At 73.2% G+C, this 19,331-nt stretch carries 13 protein-coding genes and 1 pseudogene; 3 read left to right on the forward strand and 11 right to left on the reverse strand.

Going from position 1 to position 19,331, the window contains the following annotated elements; all coding sequences use genetic code 11:
• Positions 1-89: 89 nt before the first annotated feature.
• The 4 genes from ACFV57_RS22370 to ACFV57_RS22385 all read right to left on the reverse strand — a co-directional run bounded on the left by ACFV57_RS22370 (position 90) and on the right by ACFV57_RS22385 (position 7,257).
• Positions 90-2,339 carry an ATP-binding cassette domain-containing protein gene (locus ACFV57_RS22370; protein WP_385234965.1) on the reverse strand — a complete coding sequence of 750 codons (2,250 nt, stop codon included), beginning with the start codon at positions 2,337-2,339 and terminating at the stop codon, positions 90-92.
• 272 nt (positions 2,340-2,611) lie between these two features.
• Positions 2,612-3,376 (reverse strand): NUDIX domain-containing protein, encoded by a 765-nt coding sequence (locus tag ACFV57_RS22375; RefSeq protein WP_385234968.1) that lies wholly within the window; start codon positions 3,374-3,376, stop codon positions 2,612-2,614.
• Positions 3,377-3,424: 48 nt separating this feature from the next.
• On the reverse strand, positions 3,425-5,407 hold the full coding sequence (locus tag ACFV57_RS22380; RefSeq protein ID WP_385234971.1) for a glycogen debranching N-terminal domain-containing protein: 1,983 nt from the start codon (positions 5,405-5,407) through the stop codon (positions 3,425-3,427).
• A gap of 215 nt (positions 5,408-5,622) precedes the next feature.
• Positions 5,623-7,257, reverse strand: coding sequence for a DUF4192 domain-containing protein (locus ACFV57_RS22385; RefSeq protein ID WP_385234974.1), 1,635 nt, complete (start codon positions 7,255-7,257; stop codon positions 5,623-5,625).
• A 126-nt stretch (positions 7,258-7,383) separates the two neighbouring features.
• Between ACFV57_RS22385 and ACFV57_RS22390 the strand changes: the two genes are divergently transcribed.
• A complete protein-coding gene (locus ACFV57_RS22390) occupies positions 7,384-9,549 on the forward strand; it encodes a RecQ family ATP-dependent DNA helicase (protein WP_385234977.1) in 2,166 nt (721 codons plus the stop codon).
• Between the two features lie 233 nt (positions 9,550-9,782).
• A pseudogene (locus ACFV57_RS22395) lies at positions 9,783-10,328 on the forward strand (hypothetical protein); the annotation flags it as partial.
• Between the two features lie 432 nt (positions 10,329-10,760).
• Here ACFV57_RS22395 and ACFV57_RS22400 read toward each other — a convergent pair.
• The 5 genes from ACFV57_RS22400 to abc-f form a co-directional block, all read right to left on the reverse strand.
• Positions 10,761-11,417 carry a hypothetical protein gene (locus ACFV57_RS22400; RefSeq protein ID WP_385234980.1) on the reverse strand — a complete coding sequence of 219 codons (657 nt, stop codon included), beginning with the start codon at positions 11,415-11,417 and terminating at the stop codon, positions 10,761-10,763.
• Positions 11,418-11,483: 66 nt separating this feature from the next.
• Positions 11,484-12,185, reverse strand: a complete 702-nt coding sequence (locus ACFV57_RS22405) for a ribonuclease HII (RefSeq protein ID WP_385234983.1) — start codon at positions 12,183-12,185, stop codon at positions 11,484-11,486.
• Between the two features lie 613 nt (positions 12,186-12,798).
• Positions 12,799-13,704 carry an ADP-ribosylglycohydrolase family protein gene (locus ACFV57_RS22410; RefSeq protein WP_385234986.1) on the reverse strand — a complete coding sequence of 302 codons (906 nt, stop codon included), beginning with the start codon at positions 13,702-13,704 and terminating at the stop codon, positions 12,799-12,801.
• An 11-nt stretch (positions 13,705-13,715) separates the two neighbouring features.
• Positions 13,716-14,375: a histidine phosphatase family protein gene (locus tag ACFV57_RS22415; protein ID WP_385234989.1), complete on the reverse strand. Its 660-nt coding sequence runs from the start codon at positions 14,373-14,375 to the stop codon at positions 13,716-13,718.
• A 131-nt stretch (positions 14,376-14,506) separates the two neighbouring features.
• Entirely contained in the window at positions 14,507-16,126 is a 1,620-nt protein-coding gene (gene abc-f, locus ACFV57_RS22420) for a ribosomal protection-like ABC-F family protein (protein WP_385234991.1), read from the reverse strand.
• A 110-nt stretch (positions 16,127-16,236) separates the two neighbouring features.
• Between abc-f and ACFV57_RS22425 the strand changes: the two genes are divergently transcribed.
• Positions 16,237-16,956 carry a TetR/AcrR family transcriptional regulator gene (locus ACFV57_RS22425; RefSeq protein ID WP_385234994.1) on the forward strand — a complete coding sequence of 240 codons (720 nt, stop codon included), beginning with the start codon at positions 16,237-16,239 and terminating at the stop codon, positions 16,954-16,956.
• 216 nt (positions 16,957-17,172) lie between these two features.
• Here ACFV57_RS22425 and ACFV57_RS22430 read toward each other — a convergent pair whose 3' ends face one another.
• Positions 17,173-17,778: a YdbC family protein gene (locus tag ACFV57_RS22430; protein ID WP_385234997.1), complete on the reverse strand. Its 606-nt coding sequence runs from the start codon at positions 17,776-17,778 to the stop codon at positions 17,173-17,175.
• 68 nt (positions 17,779-17,846) lie between these two features.
• Complete coding sequence (locus ACFV57_RS22435; RefSeq protein ID WP_385235000.1) at positions 17,847-19,271, reverse strand: amidase; 1,425 nt, start codon at positions 19,269-19,271, stop codon at positions 17,847-17,849.
• Positions 19,272-19,331 lie beyond the last annotated feature (60 nt).

Below are 19,331 nucleotides of genomic sequence, written 5' to 3' on the forward strand. Positions count from 1 at the left end.
ATTGACGCTTTATCGGAAAGAAAGGTGCTCCCCTCGGGAGGGCCCGGACCGGTACCGCGCAAGCAGCGCGACAGAGCGGCCCGGCGGGGTCAGCGGGCCCTCTTTCGCAGGGCGGTGAGGGCGTAGGCGAAAACCAGTACGGCGAGCGACAACGTCAGCGCACCGCTCACCGGTTGGGCCGCAAGCCGCAGCGCCGCCGCGACCGCCTGGTCGAATCCGGACGGCCACTGCACCAGCGCCGCCGACCGCAGCCGTGAGGGAACTCCCACCAGAGACCGGGCGGCCGGCGCTTCCAACGCCCGCTGTACGAGCGGCAGAACGAGCACCGGTACGGCCAGGACCGCGGCCAGCCCCATCGCGGTGGACCGGAAGACACCGGCCGCCAGCACACCCGCCCACGCGCAGCCGACCATAAGGGCCGCCCAACTGACCGTCAGAACCTTCCAGTCGCCTCCGTGAGGCAGCCCCGCGGCCCCGAACAGACCGCGTACCGCCACGGCGTCGAGCAGCAGGGTCGCGATCGAGAGCAGCACGGCGGCGGCGCCGCTGACCAGCAGCTTGGCGACAAGCAGGCCGAGGCGGCGGGGCACCGTGCCCTGCTCGGGGGCGAGGGCCGGGTAGCGGAACTCCTGACCGAAGGAGAGCGCCCCGATCAGCCCTGCGGCGAGCGCCACCGGAGGGAACGGAAGTTGACGCGGCCAGCCGGTGAGCACATGCACCCGCGAAGTGTCACCGCCGCGGGCCGACGCCAGCGCGAAGACGAGGGCCACCGCCAGCGCGACCACGGCCACGACCAGGCCGGACGGGTCGCTCATGGCGCGCCGGAACTCGTACCGCAGCGGCCACTCCGGCCCTCGGCCGGACAGCCGCAGACTGACGAGCTTCCGGGCGGCGACTTCCGGGGAGGCCGGGGCCGGGCCGGGTGAGCCGGGGGAAAGGGAGGTGCGGAGGGGCTTGAGGGGTTTTAGAGGTTTGAAGGTGGAGGTGCGGGTGGGCGCGATGGTGGTGGCTGGGGGTGCTGGTGAGGAGGGTGCGGGTACGGGGTCGGTGCTCGGGGTGGCTGGAGCGGCTTCGATCGGCTGCGCGCCGTCGACGAGTTGGTCCGTCACGATGTGCGGGGGGTGGCCCGGGGCTCTGCTGCCCTGGCCCTCCGGCTCGGGGTAGGCATCGGAGAAGGCCTCGGTGGACGCCACGGTCACCATGTGCGGCACGTGCCGCACGCTCGGCACGGGGCTTTCAGGAGCCGCGGTCGCATCGGGGGCCGTTGCGGTGAGGGCCACAGGTACGACGGGCGAGGGCGGGAACGTGGGCATGGACATGGGCGGGACGACCGGGGCGCGGCCCGGCACAGCCTCCGGGGCAGTTTCCGGATCACCCGCCGGGACCACCGGAACGGCTCGGCCGCGGGCGCGTCCGTCGGCACGGGCGAGCGGAGCGACCGGTCCGGTATCCCCCACCTCGTCGGCCAGCCGGTGCACGAGAATGCCGTGCCGGAACGCCGTGTCCCCCACGGCGGCACAGCTGCTGCCGTAGACGGCGATACGGCTGCCGCTCTCCCGTACGACTTCGACCGCGCGACTCGCGTGAGGGTCCGTCTCCGGACGCGCGCGCTGCGACTCGTCGACGAGCAGCGACGCCAGCCGGTCGGCGTGCGGGGAGCGCACGACCACTCTGGGGCGCAGCCGGGTGCGGGCGAAGTCGGCCACGCTCTGGTCGGCGATCAGCCTGCCGTCCTCGATGCTGACGACCCGATGGGCGAGCCGGGCTGCCGCTCTGGCGTCACAGGAGGTGACCAGTACGGCACCGCCCTGCGCGGCGTACCCCTGGAGCAGGCCGTGCACCCATGCCGCCTCGCGCGGGGAGACGTCCCGGGAGGGCTCGTCGAGGAGGAGGGTGTGCGGGTCGCCGAGGAGGGCTGCGGCCAGGCCGAGCCTGCGGTCCATGCCCCGCGAGAAAGCGCCGAGCTTCTCATCGGCCAGGCCGCTCAGCCCGACGACATCCAGGACGTCGTCGGCCCGGGACGCCGGGACGCCCGCGGCAGCGCTGAGCATCCGCAGGTGCCCCCGCGCCGTACGGCCGGGGTGACCGGGGACGTCTCCGAAGACCACGCCGATCTCGCGGGCCGGGTTCGGCACACGGTGCAGCGGACGGCCGCGGAAGAGGGCCACGCCGCGCCCGCTCTCCAGCTGGAGCATCAGCCGCAGGGCGGTGGTCTTGCCGGCGCCCTCGTCTCCGAGCAGCACGGTGATGCGGCCGGCGGGAGCCTCGAAGCTCAGGTCGTCGACGGCGGGGCGCCGCCCCTCGCGGGAGCCGCCGGTCAGCCCGATGGCCTGGATCATCGCGGCCCCCACAGGGTGCGGGACCTCACGGAAGCGGCGGGGGCGGTGGGGAGGAGGTGGGGACTCACCCGGCCACGGTAACCCCGCATGTCCGATTTGCCGGTAATGCCCTGTTGTTGGTGCCCATGCGTGTCACACTTCCCCGACAACGGCGCCCTGCCACCGCACCACCCGACCCCGACCGATCCGCCGAACCCCCAAGGTCTGCCAGGACGCTACGGCTCACACACCGGCGCGGGCCGCCGCGCCCCTACGGTCCGCGGGTCCGTCGGTCAGACCTCCGGGCGCAGCATCGGCGGGTTGAGCAGGGTGGCACCGCCTGCCCTGAACAGCTGGGCGGGGCGGCCTCCCTGACGGGTCGTGGTCCCACCGGTCGGCACCAGGAAGCCCGGTGTGCCGGTGACCTTGCGGTGGAAGTTGCGGGGGTCCAGCGCCACGCCCCACACCGCTTCGTACACCCTGCGCAGCTCACCGACGGTGAACTCCTGCGGGCAGAAGGCGGTGGCGAGGGAGGAGTACTCGATCTTCGAGCGGGCCCGCTCCACCCCGTCCGCGAGGATGCGGGCGTGGTCGAAGGCGAGCGGGGCGGGCTGCTCGCCCTCGCGGCCGAGGCCACCGTCCTGATCCAGGAGCGTGTCGACCGGGGCCCAGCGCGCGCTGTGGGCGTCGCCGCCCGCCGTCGGGGCGGGGAGATCGGGCGCGAGCACCAGGTGGGCGACGCTGACCACCCGCATTCGGGGGTCTCGCTTGGGATCGCCGTACGTGGCGAGCTGTTCCAGATGCGCGCCGTAGGGCGGCGGAGGGCCTGCCGGGCAGTGGGCGTGCAGCCCGGTCTCCTCGGCCAGCTCCCGGGCGGCGGCCGCCTCCAGGTCCTCGTCGGCCCGTACGAAGCCGCCCGGCAGGGCCCAGCGTCCCTGGAACGGCGGCTCGCCACGGCGCACGGCCAACGCGCACAGCGCGTGCCTGCGCACGGTGAGCACGACCAGGTCGACGGTAACGGCGAACGGGGGGAAGGCCGACGGGTCGTAGGGAGGCATGGCGCGATCATAGTCGTCCGCTTGACGATAATCAGGCCTTGGCGCACCTCACGCCCCCAGTTGCAAGCCATTCGCGGCCTCCTCCACCAGGCCGAGGCCGAGCCGGCTGATCCGTACGGCGAACGGCTGCCCGGCGACATTGAGCCCGGTGAACTGCATGGCCCCGAGCGGCGCGCCGGCGACCGGGCGAACCGCCAAGGTGCCCGCCGGAACGTCGGGGCGCACCCCGGCCAGGGTGGTCAGGGCATGCACCGCGCCCGCTGCGGCGACGGCCGCCGGGCGGCAGGCGGCGGGGTGCGGCACGGGTGCGCCGTCTTGGGTGCGCTGCTCGCCCGCGTACATCTCCGGGAGCCGGTAGGCGAAGCTCTGGGCCGCGTCGAGGAGACCGCGGACCAGGGAGGCGGACTCCTTCTCGTGCCCCGCTGCGGCCAGCCCGGCGATGGCGACGGCCGTCTCGTGGACCCGTACGGCGCCGCTGCGATGGCCGAAGGGGTTGTAGCCGCTCTCCTTGCTCCCCAGTCCTCGCAGCCCCCAGCCCGAGTCCATCGCGGGGCTCCCCAGAAGCCGGGCGAGCCGCTCCGTACGTACCGGGTCGAGGAGGCCTACGGCTGTCCGGCCGCCGCCGAGCAGTCCGGTGTCCAGGAGGTGGGCGGTCGTGGAAGCGAGGTGCGGCAGCAGGCGCCCGCCGGGCGTCCGCAGCACGGCCGGGCTGCCGCCACTGGGACTCTCCACCCAGAACTCCTCGCGGAACCGCACCCGCAGCCCGGCCGCCCACTCCAGCAACGCGGGCGCGCCCGGTCTGCCGTAGGCGTCCAGGAGATCGGCGCCGAGCATGGCCGCGCGGTGCGCGTGCGCCTGCATGGCGCAGCGGTACGGCCCTCCGGGCGCCGGATCGGGGACGTAGCCGCTGCCCCCGCTCAGGGCTCCGTCCCCGGGATCGCCCCCGTCGCCGACGGCCGTACGCAGCCATCTCAGGCAGCCCTCCGCCGCCGGGAGCAACTGCTCGGTCTCCCGCTCGGGCATTCCCCAGCGGCGCGCTTCGGCGAGGACCGTGGGGAACAGCAGCGTCGCCTCGACGCCTGTGCAGCTGGGTGGCGCGTACGGTCCAGCGTCCCGCAGGGCGCCCGGAATTCGGCCGGAATCCGCCCCCGGACCAGCCAGTTGGAGGCGCGCGAGCGTGCGCAGGGTGCTGGCTGCGAGCCGGGTGCCCAGGGGCAGCAACATGCGTGCGGCCCAGAGGGCCTCGGCCGGTGAGAGACCGCAGCGCCAGGGGACGCCGCCCGCGACGTACGTGTCCGCGGGGGCGTCGGGGCTGCGCATCAGCAGACCGTGGAGGTCGTCGAGAGCGGCCGTCAGCAGCGCGTCGGCCCGGGAGTCGTCGCACTGCAGGCGCGCCGCCGACCAGGGGCGGGGCGGTTGCTCGCCGCCACGTGTGGCCGGGAGCGGCGGACCTGGTCTGCCGGCGAACGCCCCCGATGACGCATGCTCCAGGCGGACGCGCACCTCGATGGTGTGGTGGCCGCCGGGCGGCAGGTCCAGTTCCCAGCACAGCAGTCCGGCGGAGGCCATGACGTCCGTGGGAGCCGGGGTCGCGGCGACGACGGAATGGACCCCTGAGGCGGACCAGCGCAGCCCCGAACCATGCACGCCGGCGGGGAGTTCGGGTCCGGCGACACCGACGGCGATCGCCCCCAGGTCGGCGAGGTCCGTGCCCAGTCGCAGTTCCACGGGCAGCCGCACCCGGCGCGGCGCGCTGCTGTGGAACGTGATCCGCTCGGCGCCGTCGGCACACCGCAGCCGTTCGACGCGGATCTCCGGGTCGGGGCCGCGGTCGACGGCCGTACGGACCGTGCCGATGAACCGCGCGCGGTCCGCCGCGATCAGCCTTCCCTGCACCACGACGGGCTCTGCGCCTCCCGCGCTCAGCTGGCACCGGGACAGGATGCGGCGCCCGGCGCGGTAGAAGCCGTCCGTCCCCCGGCCCGTGAGCTGGCCTTCTTCGGAGGAGATGGCGAGGGACGGGAGGGCCACGCAGATCAGGGTGCCGTGGACGGGCTGCGGTTCCGGGGGCCGGGGCACCCCGGATCGGTGATCCACGGATGCCCGGCGGGCCGGCTGAGTGGTGGGAACCATGCCTGACACTCTCTGCGCTCCCTGCTGGGGTCTGGGCTCCATACGGACTGCGCCACAGAGGTGAACGCCGGGGCCGGCGCCCAGGTCACGCCGGCACCTGCGCACCGGCGGGCTCACGGCCGGCTCCGGTCACCGTTGCGGCCGGCGCGGCGCCCGCTCCGGCCGGTGCCCGTACGCGGGCCGGGGCGCGTGCTGCCGCGCGGTCCGCCCGGACGGTCCGAGCCACCGCAACGCCCGCTGCCGCCGGGGCGCTCCACCCTGGCGGTGCCGCCCGCCGCGGTCGATCGTCCGGCCCCGGCGTCCCGGCCGGCCTCCCCCGAGCGGATCGCCTCCGGGAGGGAGCCGGGCATGGGCACGGGCCCCTCCACAAGCACCGGTACGGAGTCGCACTTGGACGCCAGTACGACGCCCCTCGTCTCGGCACCACCGGCCCGCTCCTCGCGCTCCTCCCTCAGGCAGCGCCGCAGCGTCTCCGGGTCCAGCCCCTGGTTGATGCCGCGGTGCAGCAGCTGGGCGAAGAGGCACTCGGGGTCCAGGGTCAGTGCCCGGCTGAGCGCGACGCGGGCGGACGGCTGGTCGCCCGTCGCCCAGGCGACCCAGCCCGCCAGCGACAGCGGTGCCACGGCGTACTCCTCGTAGCCACCGACGCAGCGGCGGGACAGCGCCTGCCACAGGCGCAGCGCCGGTTCCGCGTCGGGGCCCTCCATCCACTCCGCCGCCCGGTCCCGGGCCACGCGGTCCTGGAGACCGAGGATGACGCGGGCGGCCTCGGCGTCGGTCAGGAGCGCGTCGTCGCAGGCGTCCCTGGCCCTGCGGCTGCCCGTGGGCGGATCGCCGCGGAAGCGGCGGACCAGGTCGCTCGCCCGCGCCAGCGTCTCCGCCCGCACGGGCGCCGCCGTCCCGTCCTGGACCATCCGCGGGACGAGTGCAAGGGCCTCGGCGTCCAGTGCACGGGTCTGCTCCGTGGCGCGCGGGCCGGTCCGCGGGGCCAGCCGGGATTCCAGCTCGCGCAACGATCCGCGCACCTGGATACCGGCGTAGGCAGCGGCGGCGGCCATCACCGACGTCCCCGGCGGCTTCATGGGTGTGCCCGCGGCGGGGCAGCAGCGGTAGTCGGGGCAGCAGTAGGACCAGAAGCGGCCGTCGGAGACGCACAGCGCGTCGAGCACCGGCACATCCCGCGCCCCGCAGGCGATGCGCAGCCGCTGCGCGAGGGGACGCAGGCGCTCCATCACATCGCGTCCGCTCTCGCCCTTCGCCGGCTCCTGGCAGAGGTAGACGATGATCCCTTCGGGCCGGGAGTGACGGTCCTCGCCGATCTTCACGAGTGAACCGGCGAGCTGGTCGGACACGTAGGGCCACTGCGTGCGGTCGGTCGGAATGCCGAGGCGGGCCCGGCTGCCGAAGCGCCCCCGCTCGCCGTGTAGGCCGACGAGGACGATGCTGTCGTCCGGAAAGAAGCCGAGGAGATACGGCAGCGCGTCGGCCAGCTCGGCCGGTCCGCGCAGGGTGACGTTGGTCTCCGCGATCCCGCCGGTGTCCGTCGCGGATTCCACGGCGGCGGCCGGGGGCGGATAAGGCGGCGCGGTCGGTCGGGACGGAACGACGGACGGGCGCGTCGGCGCGGACGGCTGGGGCCGGTCGAAGTCGGCCGGGCGGCCGCTCCGGTCGGGCTGGTCGGCACGGCCGCGTCGCTCGGGCCGGCGGGGCTGGTCGGGCTGGTTGGTCGGTTCGCTGTGCTGGTTCATGGCTCGAAGATCCCGCGGACCGCCGCGCCGCCGCGACCCCTGTGGATAACTCGCGGGTGACGGAAGTTGTCCACAGCTTCGGGCCGCGGTTCGCGCGTTGTCAGTGGCATCGGGTTGCATGGAGCCATGAGCAACGAAGACCTGCGTGCCTCGGCCGACGCCGTCCTCTCCCGCCTCGTCGGGGACCCCGGTGGCACGGCACGGCTGCGCGAGGACCAGTGGCGGGCGATCGAGGCGCTGGTCGCCGAGCACCGCCGCGCGCTGGTGGTGCAGCGCACGGGCTGGGGCAAGTCGGCGGTGTACTTCGTCGCGACCGCGCTGCTGCGCGAGCGCGGCAGCGGCCCGACCGTGATCGTCTCGCCGCTGCTCGCGCTGATGCGCAACCAGGTCGACGCGGCGGCCCGGGCCGGCATCCGCGCGCGCACGATCAACTCCTCCAACACCGAGGACTGGGACACGATCCAGGCCGAGGTGGCGGCGGGCGAGGTCGACGTGCTGCTGGTCAGCCCCGAGCGGCTGAACAACCCCGACTTCCGCGACCAGGTGCTCCCCAAGCTGGCCGCGGCCACCGGGCTGCTGGTGGTCGACGAGGCCCACTGCATCTCCGACTGGGGTCACGACTTCCGCCCCGACTACCGGCGGCTGCGCACGATGCTCGCCGACCTCCCGCCCGGCGTGCCCGTGCTCGCCACCACGGCGACGGCGAACGCACGGGTCACGGCCGACGTGGCGGAGCAGCTCGGTACGGGCGAGGGCGCCGCCGAAGCCCTCGTACTGCGCGGCCCGCTGGACCGGGAGAGCCTGAGCCTGGGCGTGCTCCCGCTGCCGGACGCCGCGCACCGCCTGGCCTGGCTGGCCGACCATCTGCACGAGCTGCCCGGCTCGGGGATCATCTACACGCTCACGGTCGCCGCGGCCGAGGAGGTCACCGCCTTCCTGCGGCAGCGCGGCCACACGGTCGCCTCGTACACCGGAAAGACCGAGAACGCGGACCGCCAGCAGGCCGAGGACGACCTGCTCGGCAACCGCGTCAAGGCTCTGGTCGCCACCTCGGCGCTGGGCATGGGCTTCGACAAGCCCGACCTCGGTTTCGTCGTGCACCTCGGCTCCCCGTCCTCCCCCATCGCCTACTACCAGCAGGTCGGACGCGCCGGGCGCGGTGTCGAGCACGCCGAGGTGCTGCTGCTCCCCGGTCGCGAGGACGAGGCGATCTGGAAGTACTTCGCGTCTTTGGCGTTCCCGCCCGAGGAGCAGGTGCGCCGGACGCTGGACGTCCTGGCGGGCGCTGACCGGCCGCTGTCGCTGCCGGCGCTGGAGCCGCTGGTGGAACTGCGCCGCTCGCGCCTGGAGACCATGCTGAAGGTGCTCGACGTGGACGGTGCGGTCCATCGCGTCAAGGGCGGCTGGACCGCGACCGGCCGCCCGTGGACGTACGACGCCGAGCGCTACGCCTGGGTGGCGCGGCAGCGCGAGGCCGAGCAGCAGGCCATGCGGGACTACGCCACGACCACGGAATGCCGGATGGAGTTCCTGCGGCGGCAGTTGGACGACGAGGCGGCGGCGCCGTGCGGCCGCTGCGACAACTGCGCGGGGGCACGATTCGGTGCCGAGGTGTCCGCCGCTTCACTGGACGCGGCGCGCGGTGAGCTGGGGCGGCCGGGCGTGGAGGTGGAGCCGCGGCGGATGTGGCCGACGGGGCTGCCCGCCATCGGTGTCGATCTCAAGGGACGTATTCCGGCGGGTGAGCAGGCCGCCACCGGGCGCGCGCTGGGTCGGCTCTCCGACATCGGCTGGGGCAACCGGCTGCGCCCGATGCTCGCCGCCCAGGCTCCGGACGGACCGATTCCGGACGATGTCGCGTCGGCGGTCGTGACGGTGCTCGCCGACTGGGCGAAGGGCCCCGGGGGCTGGGCTTCGGGGGCCCCGGACGCCCCGGCGCGCCCGGTGGGCGTCGTCACGCTCGACTCCCGTACCCGTCCGCAGCTGGTCCGCTCCCTGGGAGAGCGCATCGCCGCCGTCGGACGGATGCCGTTCCTGGGAACGGTGACGTACGGGGAGGACGGACCGGACCCCCGGATTCCGCGCAGCAACAGCGCGCAGCGACTGCGCGCGCTGCACGGGTCGTTGAGCGTGCCGCCGGAGTTGGCGCAGGCCCTGGCGTCGGCGGGCGGGCCGGTGCTGCTGGTGGACGACTACGCGGACACCGGCTGGACCCTGGCCGTGGCCGCACGACTGGTGCGCAAGGCGGGCGCCGCCGGAGTGTTTCCGCTGGTCCTTGCCGTACAAGGGTGAGGTGACGGGGGTGGTCGGGCGTCAGGGGCCCGTGCGGCGGGCAGGAATAGGGCAGACGCAGCGCCCGAATCCTGCCCTGCGTGCGCAGAGTTCATTGCCGCATGTCTGTACGAACGTAAGAATTGGACCTGCTTCCCCGTACCGGCCGTCCGCGGACTGGTACGGCGGTACCGAGCCGTGCCCGCGCGGCCGGCCGCCGTCCGGCGTGTGGACGTGTAGACGAAGGGAGGACCGTGACCTTCGGCTTCGCCCATCCCCCGGATGTTTCCCTGCCCACCTCCGCCGATTCCGCCGCCCGGCTGAGCCGAATGCTGGAGCCCGCCGAGTGGGCATCGGCGGGGATTCCACTGCTGCGCAATCCGCGTGAGGTCGTCACCGGCCTGCACGACCGCCATCTGCCGGAGCTGTCGACGGCGGTCGTGGCGGTGCTCGGTCCCGAGGAGCGCGTCGTCGCCAGCGCGTCGTTCGTCCAGCACGCCGCGGCTCCGGACGGCTGGGAGTTCCGCAACGCGCTGTTGACCCAGCTGCGCCGGGTCGTCCCGCACGATCTGCGGCTGCGGGTGCCGGTCCGCACTGCCGTCCTGATCTACTGCCGTGAGGGCGACCCGCTTTGGACGGAGGCGGACGGCGCCTGGATGTGGGGCCTACGGGACGCATGCACGCTGCACGGACTTCGCTGTGGTGCGTACATCACGCTGACCCGCAGCGGCTGGCAGGTGCTGGGCGAAGGCCGCGGCGGCCGACGGCCACGCTCGGGTACGCGCACCGATCACTTTCCCGGTACGGGAGCACCATCCCATGGGCGCGTAGCGGAACAGCCGACTCCGGCCGGGCCGCAGGAGGCGTCGGGACGGACACCGGCGGAGACGCCGTGGCAGGCCGACGGCACCGCACCACCAGGCGTATCCCGGCACGTCGACGGAGTGCGGCAGTCCGGATCGCCGCCACCGCCCGACCCACCGGAACGGCTCGGTCCGGCGGAACGGTCCCGCACCGCCGAACGGACGCGTACGACCGCACCACAGCCGTACGCAGGAGAACCGCGCCTTCCGTCGGAAGCGCCGCACAACGACGGGCACCGCACGTCACGGCGCGGCACAAGCGGCACGGCAGAGCCCCGACGGCGCACCGTGGCCCGCTGACGGACCACACCTACACGGCGCGAGATGCCCGGACGGCCCATGGCCGCCGGGCTCCCCCTGACACGCCCGTCAGGCGTTCACACCCAGGAGGGCGTTGATCCGCTCCTGGTCGCCGCAGACGACCAGAAGCGCACCGGCCCGGGCCATCGCGGCGGGCAGGGCCCGGGCGATGGCTTCCTCGGCGCCGCCGTTGACCGCGACGACCACGACGGGCCGTCCGGCCGCGCGCTCGGCGGCGGCGTCCGCGTAGAACACATCGTCCGCGGCATCCTGCTGCGCCCAGTAGGACGCTTCGCCGAAGGACAGTTCGTGCGCGGCCCAGGGGTGCATCTCGCCGGTGGTGAGCACCAGGATGTCGCCCGGCGCGCGCCCGGAGTCCAGCAGCAGGTCGACGGCCTCTTCAGCGGCGTCGAGTGCGCCGGACTGCGGGGCCGGGATCAGCTGGAGCTGTGCTCCGGAGGCGGCGCCGGTGGCATCGGCGGTCGCGGTGGGCTGCTTGGGGCCCGGGCGCTGCGCCGGAGGAGCGCCGGCCGGCCCGCGGGACGGCGTGGCGGGTCCGGGCTTGCCGGGGCGGGCGCTGGCCGCGGGGGCGCCGCGCGGAGGCGCGGGGCGGGGACCGGGGCCAGGAACAGGACGAGGGGTCGACGCGGTGCGGCCGGCGGCCGGAGTTGCGCGGGGACCCGGGACACTCTCGTGAATCTGAGGCTCCTCGGGGATGAGAGGCATAAAAGGATGTCTATCAAACGTAGGTGCGGAACACGTCATCGGGTACCGAATTCATGCCCGCACCGCTCAGAAGTCGAAGCCGAGTTGGCCACCGGCTTCCAGAGCGGCTGCTTCGGGGGTGCTGCGCACCTTCTTCAGGTGACGCCAGCGGGGCAGGGCGTCCATGTAGGACCACGACACCCGGTGGTACGCCGTGGGGCCGTACTCCTCCAGGGCCGCGCGGTGCACCGGTGACGGGTAGCCGGCGTTCTCCGCGAAGGCGAAGTCAGCGTGCACTCCCACCAGTTCACCCATCATGGCGTCACGACGGACCTTGGCGAGCACGGAGGCCGCGGCCACCGCGATACAGGACTGGTCACCCTTGATGACCGTACGGACCTTCCATGGGCCGCCCAGGTAGTCGTGCTTGCCGTCGAGGATGACCGCGTCCGGACGGACCGGCAGCGCCTCCAGGGCGCGGACGGCCGCGAGCCGCAGCGCCGCGGTCATACCAAGATCGTCGATCTCCTCCGGAGAGGCGTGCCCGAGGGCGTGCGCCGTGACCCAGCCATCGAGCACTTCGGCGAGTTCGGTACGTCGCTTGGGTGTCAGCAGCTTGGAATCGGTCAGTCCGTCCGGCGGGCGGCGCAGTCCGGTAACGGCTGCGCAGACGCTGACCGGGCCGGCCCAGGCGCCGCGCCCGACTTCGTCCACCCCAGCGATGATCTTGGCGCCCGTGGTGGCGCGAAGCGATCGCTCGACGGTGTGGGTTGGGGGCTCGTACGGCATGGCGCCAGCAAGCGTACGCCTAATCTCGGCGGCCGTGCGCACCGGGTACCGCCTGATCGCGATGCGTACGGGAGCGGGCACCGCCGATGCCCCCTTCGGTGATGGCGCGACGACCGATCGGCGGGTTGGCGATCATGAATGTCCGGGGTCGACAGGGCAACGGGGGAGCTTTGTCGGCGCGACGTCCGAGCGTCCCACCCGGGAAGATCAACTACGCGCCCGGGGGCCGCCCTTGGCCGTCCGGGCTTTGGGGTCTCGAGCCCCAGGAAACCTGGGCACCTGGGCACTGGGCACTGGGCACTGGCAGTCAAAACCCCGGAATTCCGAGCGTCCGAGGTTTCCGCGCGGCCCCGCCCTTGAACTACCGGAATTCAGCGCTCCGAATGGCACATCGCACGGCATCGCCCGGACACGCCTCCCGAACACCGGCCATCCAGCCGCCCTCCACCCACCGACGAGAGTTCCCCGCCACCGAGAGTCCCGCCACAGGCCAGCCGTCAGCCCAGCCGCCCGTCAACCCGCCGCTCCCCGGAGCCCGCCAGCCCGGATCGCTCTCGCTCCCCGGCGAACCCTCTCGCTCGCCCGCGATCATCCCCGCTCGCCCGGCCCCCGCTCAGCCGGATCGTTCCGGCATCCAGCCCGGGAGCGGTTCCGTCTGCTCCAGCCAGTCCGAGGGCGGCGTGCTGCCGCCGGCGGCGACGATCCCCCCGACGATGGCGCAGGTGGTGTCCACGTCGCCGCCCGCCTGGGCCGTGGCCCAGAAAGCTCGCTCGAAGTCGCCGAGGTGGCGCGCGGCGGCCCACAGCGTGAAGGGGACGGTGTCGTGGGCGCTGGTCCGGCGTCCGCAGCCCAGCACCGCGGCGACCGTGCCGGCGTCGCCGTAGTCGAGCATGTCCCGGGCTCGCCGCAGACCGGCCTGGACGGCGCTGCGCGGGATCAGCTCCAGCACGTCGTCCAGCAGCGCTTCGGGGCCGGTCGTACGGTCGGGGGCGGCGGCCAGCGCGGCCGCGGCGGCCACCGCCATGGCTCCGACGACCGCTTCCCGGTGCTGGTGGGTGGTGTAGGCCGAGATCTCGGCCTGGTGCGTCGCCTGCTCGGGGTCGTCCGCGTACCAGGCGCCGAGCGGGGCGATGCGCATGGCGGCGCCGTTGCCCCAGGAGCCCTGGCCGTTGAAGAGCGCCGCGGCCAGCTCGCGCCAGTCGCCGCCTTCCCTGATCAGCCGGAGCATACGGTTGACGGCCGGGCCGTAGCCGCGGTCGAAGTCGTGGTGATCGGCGAAGGACCGGGCGAGCACGTCCTGGTCGATGCGGCCGTGGGAGGCGAGCACGGCCACGACCGAGCAGGCCATCTCCGTGTCGTCGGTCCACTGCCACGGCGACGGCGGCAGCTCGCGGCGCTTGAGCCCGGGGTAGTTGGCGGGAACGAAGAACTGGGAGCCGAGGGCATCGCCCAGGGAAAGTCCGCGCAGGCTCCTGAGGGCCCGCTCGAAGCGGTCTGCGTCACAGTGGTCGGCGCTCATCGGTGTGCACTCTAACCGGTGATGCCGTACGACTCCGGTTCACACCAACGTTCGAACGGCCGGTCCAGTGTGTAGCGACCGTCCGGGCCCAGGAGCAGCGAGCGCCACTCCGCGTTCCCCGGGTTGGTCAGGGACTCGAACTCCGCCACGGTCCAGTGGAACCACCGCATACAGAAGAGCCGCATGGTCAGGCCGTGCGTGACGATCAGGACGTTGGGCGGGTGGTCCGGGTCCTCGAAGCTGCGCCACAGGCTCTCCAGGAACGCGCCGACGCGGTCGTACACGTCCGCACCGGACTCGCCCTGCGCGAAGCGGTAGAAGAAGTGCCCGTAGGCGTCGCGGTAGACCTTCTGCAGCCGTACGTCCTCCCGGTCCTGCCAGTTGCCCCAGTCCTGCTCGCGCAGCCGGGGCTCCTCGCGGACCCTGACCCGGTCCATGTCGAGCCCGAGTGCCTGGAAGGTCTGGTGCGTGCGGCGGTACGGCGACACATACGCGGAGATGCCCTCGTCGCCGAACATCGCCCGCAGCGAGCCACCGGCCCCCTCGGCCTGCCGGAATCCGTCCTTCGTCAGGCTCAGCGCGTGGTCGGGCTCCCGCTCGTAGACCGTGTCGTCGGTGTTCCCCTCCGATTCTCCGTGGCGGATGAGGACGATGCGTCGGGGCCGTGCCATGCCGCCACCCTAAAACGGTTGCTCTGTACATGCCTCACACGCCCTCCTACCCGGCCTCCGCCGTCACAGCCTTACCATCACCGCCGGTCCGCCCCGCTCCCTCCGCTGTCGCCCCTCGCCTCCCTCCGCTGTCACCACTCGTCGCGCACCGGCCGTCCGGCCCGTATCTCGCACCGACGCCCGTCGAACCGGCGGCGGAGCAGCCGGTCGTGCGAGACGACGACCAGGGCGCCGGGCCAGGCGGCGAGCGCCGCGTCCAGCTCCTCCACCAGGCCGAGCGCCAGGTGATTGGTCGGCTCGTCCAGGAGAAGGAGATCGGCGGGGCGGGCCAGCAGCCGGGCCAGGGCGAGCCGACGCCGCTGCCCCGCCGAGAGGGCCCCGACCGGCACCTCCAGGTCACCCTCCCGGAACAGGCCGAACGACAGGAGAAGTTCGGCAAGCTCCTCCGGATCTCCGGGGAGGCCGCGGCCGAAGGCCGACAGCAGCCGCTCCCCCGGCCGGGACACCGGTATCTCCTGAGCCAGGTAGCCGATGCGGCCCCGGCGCGCGACCGTGCCCACGTCGGGCTGCTGCACGCCCGCCAGGACCCGCAGCAGCGTGCTCTTCCCCGCCCCGTTGTCCCCGTGGACCAGCAGGCGCTCGCCCGCGCCGACGGTCAGCGCGTCCACGGAGAGCCGGGTCCCCACCCGCACGCCGCACAGTTCGACGAGCGTGCCCTCGGCGTCTCCGGCGGCCGGCCCGGCGCGGAAGCGGAGCGGCTCCGGCGGCCGGGGAACCGGGTCGGCGCGCAGCCGCCGGAGCCTCTCCTGCGCATTGCGCACCCGACCGGCCACCGAGGCCTGGACCCGGCCTCCCGCCCGGTCGTACGCCATCTTGTTGTTGTCCTTGATCGCCCGGCCCTGGGCGACGTGGTGAGCGGCGCCCGCCGCGAACTCCTCCAGCCGCGCGGTCTCGGTACACCACTGCTCATACTTCTGCTCCCAGCGGCGGCGGTCCGCGGCCTTGGCGACGACGAAAGCGCCGTACCCGCCGCCGTACTTCACGACTGCTCTGCGGTCGGCGTCGACCTCGATGATCGTGTCAGCCACGCGCTGCAGGAAGAGACGGTCGTGCGAGACCGCGAGGACCGTGCCACGGTGGGCCGTCAGCGCGCCCTCCAGCCAGTCCAGCGCATCCGCGTCGAGGTGGTTGGTCGGCTCGTCGAGCAGCATCACCTCGGGGGACGCGGCGATCAGGCAGGCGATGCCCAGTCGGGCCTGCTCCCCGCCGGAGAGGCTGTCGAACGGGCGGTCCCGCTCCACATGGGCCAGCCCCAGGCCGTACAGCGCCTTGTCGACCCGCGCGTCGGCCTCGTAGCCGCCGCGCAGCTCGAATATGCCGAGCAGCCGGCCGTACTCCTCCATGTCTTCCGGTCTGCCGGCGCCGAGGCGCGCCTCCAGCGCCCGCAGGCGGCTTTCCAAGTCACGCAATTCCGACAGCGCCGCGTCCACCGCTTGCTGGACCGTGCAATCGCCCGGCACATCGGGGACCTGCCCCAGATACCCCGTGCCACCGTCGGCCGTCAGCACGACCCGGCCCTCGTCCGGCTGCTCCAGGCCCGCGATCATCCGCAGGAGAGTCGACTTGCCCGCGCCGTTCTCCCCCACTATGCCGACCCGGTCACCCGGGCGCACCGTCAGGGAGACGCCGTCCAGCAGCAACCGGTCGCCGTAGGACTTGAACACCTCGTGTAGTGCGATCTGCGTGGTCATGCGGCCCCCGTCCCGGCGGTGCGACACCGCACCCCGAACTCAAACGCTACGCTTGTTGCGTTACGTCGATGATGGCACACCCCATCGCACTAATGCAACAGGAGTAGCAATTGCCCGAAGATCCGGAATCCCCGGCACCGAAGCCCGGCACCCGCCGCCCCGGCACCAGCCGCCCGGGCGGGCGCACCGCCCGCACCCGCGCCGCCGTCCGCGACGCCGTACTGGCCGGCCTGGTCGAACACGGCTATCCCGGCCTGACCGTCGAGTACGTCGCGGAGCATTCGGGCGTGCACAAGACGACGCTCTACCGCCGCTGGGGCAACCTCGAAGGGCTGCTGGCCGACACCCTCGACCTGGCCGGAGAGGACAGTTGGACGCCGCCCGACACCGGATCGCTGGAAGGCGATCTGCGTGCGCTCACCCGCGAGGTCGTGGAGTCGTTCGACGACCCGGCCACGGCGGCTTCCGGCTCCGCCATCATCGCGGCAGCCTTCCAGTCCCAGCGGGCGGCCGACGCGCTGCGCGCCTACTACGGGGAACGCTTCAGGCGTTGCGAGCCCATGGTCCGGCGTGCGGTCGAGCGCGGTGAGCTTTCGACCGCGAGGGAGGGCGCCATCGACGCCGGCTCCCTCTCGCGGGCCGCGTGCGCACCGCTCTTCTTCCAGCTCTTCGTCACCCGCGAACCGGTCGACGAACACACCGCCGACCAGGCCGCCGCCGCAGCCCTGGCGGCAGCGCGCGCCGGAGTGTTCACCCCTTCCGGCGCCGGGGCGCCCGCCGCGTCAGCAACCAACGCAACCGCGGCACAGGAGCCCGAAACAGCCCCCTAGGCAGGGCCCTATAGGCAGGAGCAGGCGCGCCGCCCAGACCATCGAAGCCTCAGCGGGAAGGCCCTGTCACAACCGACGAAGCCCCGACGGGAACACCCCATCCCACCGTTCACTTCAGCAGGAACGTCCCGCCGCCCCATCCACGACCACACCCCCACCGCACCCTCCAGAACAGCCGGAGCACCCGGCCGCCCCACTCGACGGCAGGGCCGCCCCTCACACCGTCCACGACGGCTCAAGGTCGGCCACGTCGCCCGTCACGGCCCGCACGTCGGCCTCCGTCTGCGCGCGGAGGCCGAGCCGCTCCACGCGCTCCGGCCGGTACTTCCCCCGCTCGGCCGCCGACTCCCACATCGAAAGGATCAGGAACTCCTCCCCCGGGGCGCGCCCCATCAGCCCGCGCAGCATCCCCGGGGAGCCGGCCATGGCCGGATTCCACACCTTCTCCTGCATCAGCATGAAGTGCTCGACCCGGTCGGCGCGCACCTGGCAGTGGGCTATCCGCAGCACGTCGGCGTCGGCGAAGACGGGGCGGAAGCCCACCTTCACGTCGAGTTCGTACTCGAACAGCCGCACCCGGGAGTCCTTGAACGTGCCCACCTGGGCCGCTGCCAGCCGGTCGTGCGAGCGCGCCATGAAGGAGTCGTAGAACGCCCGGCTCTCCCAGAAGGCGACCAGATGCGCGACCGACGGCCGCGTCCGGCTCCATCCGCCGCCCTGTCCCCGGAAGCCCGGTTCGCCGAGCAGTCCCGCCCATTTCCGCTGCCCCCGTTCGAACCCGCGGCGGTCCACGACCGTGCATCTAATCCACTTGACCAGCACCGCGCCATCGTACGGCCCGGGAGGGCCCGACATCACCGCGCGTCACGCACCGACCACACCGAACTCCCCTACGACCGCGGATCAATGGGAGTGATCACGCCGAGCCGCCGCTCGACGGCCCCGGCCGCCTCCAGGCACAGGTCCTCCCGGTAGGCGCGGCCGATGAGCTGCACGCCGTACGGGAGCCCCTGCGCCACTCCGGTCGGAACGGCCACCGCGGGTACACCCACGAAACTCGTGGCCGTGCACAGACGCAATGCCCGCTGGACGCGCGCGTGCCCCTCCTGGTCGCGCATCTCCAGTCCCGGTTCGAAGGGCGGCTCGGTGAATACGGGCCCCAGCAACAGCGGATACGTGTCGAGGAATTCGGCCCATGACCTCTGGATGCCGAGCCGCGCGCCGGTGAGGCGCAAATATTCCGGCACGTCCATCTGCGCGACGTCGCGCCTCTCCATCGACAACTCGATATAGCGATGCCCTTCTTTTCCCAGGAGGTTGCGCACCACTGGCCAAGTAGGGGCGAATTCGGCCAGTGTCATCCGACCGTACACATCCAGCGCGTCATCCAGGCGCGGCACATCCTGGACCTCGCACACCTCGTAACCCGCGTCGCGCAGCGCGTCCGCCGCGCCGGCGACGGCCTTGCGCACCAATGGATGCACGCCCTTGCCGCCCGGATCGGCGACCATCGCGACCTTCACCGGCCGCGGAATCGGCGCACCATACGGAGGAACCGGTACGGCCCTCGGGTCACGCGGGTCCGTACCGGCGAGCGCTTCGTACGCCAGACGCAGATCGCCGACCGTACGGGCCAACGGCCCGTCCACCACGAGCACCTGGGTGGCCAGCGCCGGATCGTCCGGGCCGAGGCGGTGGTCGGCGGGGAAGCGTCCGTACGTGGGCTTCAGTCCGGCCACGCCGCAGAAAGAGGCCGGCAGGCGCACCGATCCGCCGGAGTCGTTGCCCAGGCCGATCGTGGCCATGCCACTGGCCACCGCCGCACCGTCGCCGCCGCTGGTCCCGCCCGGCGTGACGCCTCGCGCCCAGGGGTTGGCGGTGTCCCCGTAGAGCTCACTGCGCGTGTGGATGCCGGCGAGGACGAGAGTCGGCATGTTGCTGTGCCCGATCGGGATGGCGCCTGCCGCGCGCAGCCGCGCCACCGGGGGCGCGTCGGAGCGCGCGAGGTGGTGACGGAAGCGTTCGGCACCGTACGTGGTCGGCACGCCCTCTATGTCGGTGGTCTCCTTGACCGTGAAGGGCACTCCGGCGAGCGGCCCCGGGTCCTCCCCCGCGGCACGCCGCCGGTCCACCTCCGCCGCATCCGAACGCGCCCGGTCGGCGAGCAACTGCGTCACGGCGTTGACGGCCGGATTGACCTCGGCGATCCGCTCCAGGTGGCTCTCGACCACCTCGGCGGCGGCCACCTCTCCGCTCCGTACGGCTGCCGCCTGGGCCTCCGCGGACAGCTCCCACAGCGACTGCTGCGCTCCCATTTCGCACCCCTTCGTCGTCAGATGTACCGCTTCGGACGCCCCACAACCAGGGCTCGACGG

The organism is Streptomyces sp. NPDC059788 (assembly GCF_042732265.1).
Lineage (GTDB): Bacteria > Actinomycetota > Actinomycetes > Streptomycetales > Streptomycetaceae > Streptomyces.

Coding starts and splice junctions, on each gene's coding strand:
- ACFV57_RS22370 (WP_385234965.1), bottom strand. CDS start 2,339: ATGATCCAGGCCATCGGGCTGACCGGCGGCTCCCGCGAGGGGCGGCGC.
- ACFV57_RS22375 (WP_385234968.1), bottom strand. CDS start 3,376: ATGCCTCCCTACGACCCGTCGGCCTTCCCCCCGTTCGCCGTTACCGTC.
- ACFV57_RS22385 (WP_385234974.1), bottom strand. CDS start 7,257: ATGAACCAGCACAGCGAACCGACCAACCAGCCCGACCAGCCCCGCCGG.
- ACFV57_RS22390 (WP_385234977.1), top strand. CDS start 7,384: ATGAGCAACGAAGACCTGCGTGCCTCGGCCGACGCCGTCCTCTCCCGC.
- ACFV57_RS22400 (WP_385234980.1), bottom strand. CDS start 11,417: ATGCCTCTCATCCCCGAGGAGCCTCAGATTCACGAGAGTGTCCCGGGT.
- ACFV57_RS22405 (WP_385234983.1), bottom strand. CDS start 12,185: ATGCCGTACGAGCCCCCAACCCACACCGTCGAGCGATCGCTTCGCGCC.
- ACFV57_RS22410 (WP_385234986.1), bottom strand. CDS start 13,704: ATGAGCGCCGACCACTGTGACGCAGACCGCTTCGAGCGGGCCCTCAGG.
- ACFV57_RS22415 (WP_385234989.1), bottom strand. CDS start 14,375: ATGGCACGGCCCCGACGCATCGTCCTCATCCGCCACGGAGAATCGGAG.
- abc-f (WP_385234991.1), bottom strand. CDS start 16,126: ATGACCACGCAGATCGCACTACACGAGGTGTTCAAGTCCTACGGCGAC.
- ACFV57_RS22435 (WP_385235000.1), bottom strand. CDS start 19,271: ATGGGAGCGCAGCAGTCGCTGTGGGAGCTGTCCGCGGAGGCCCAGGCG.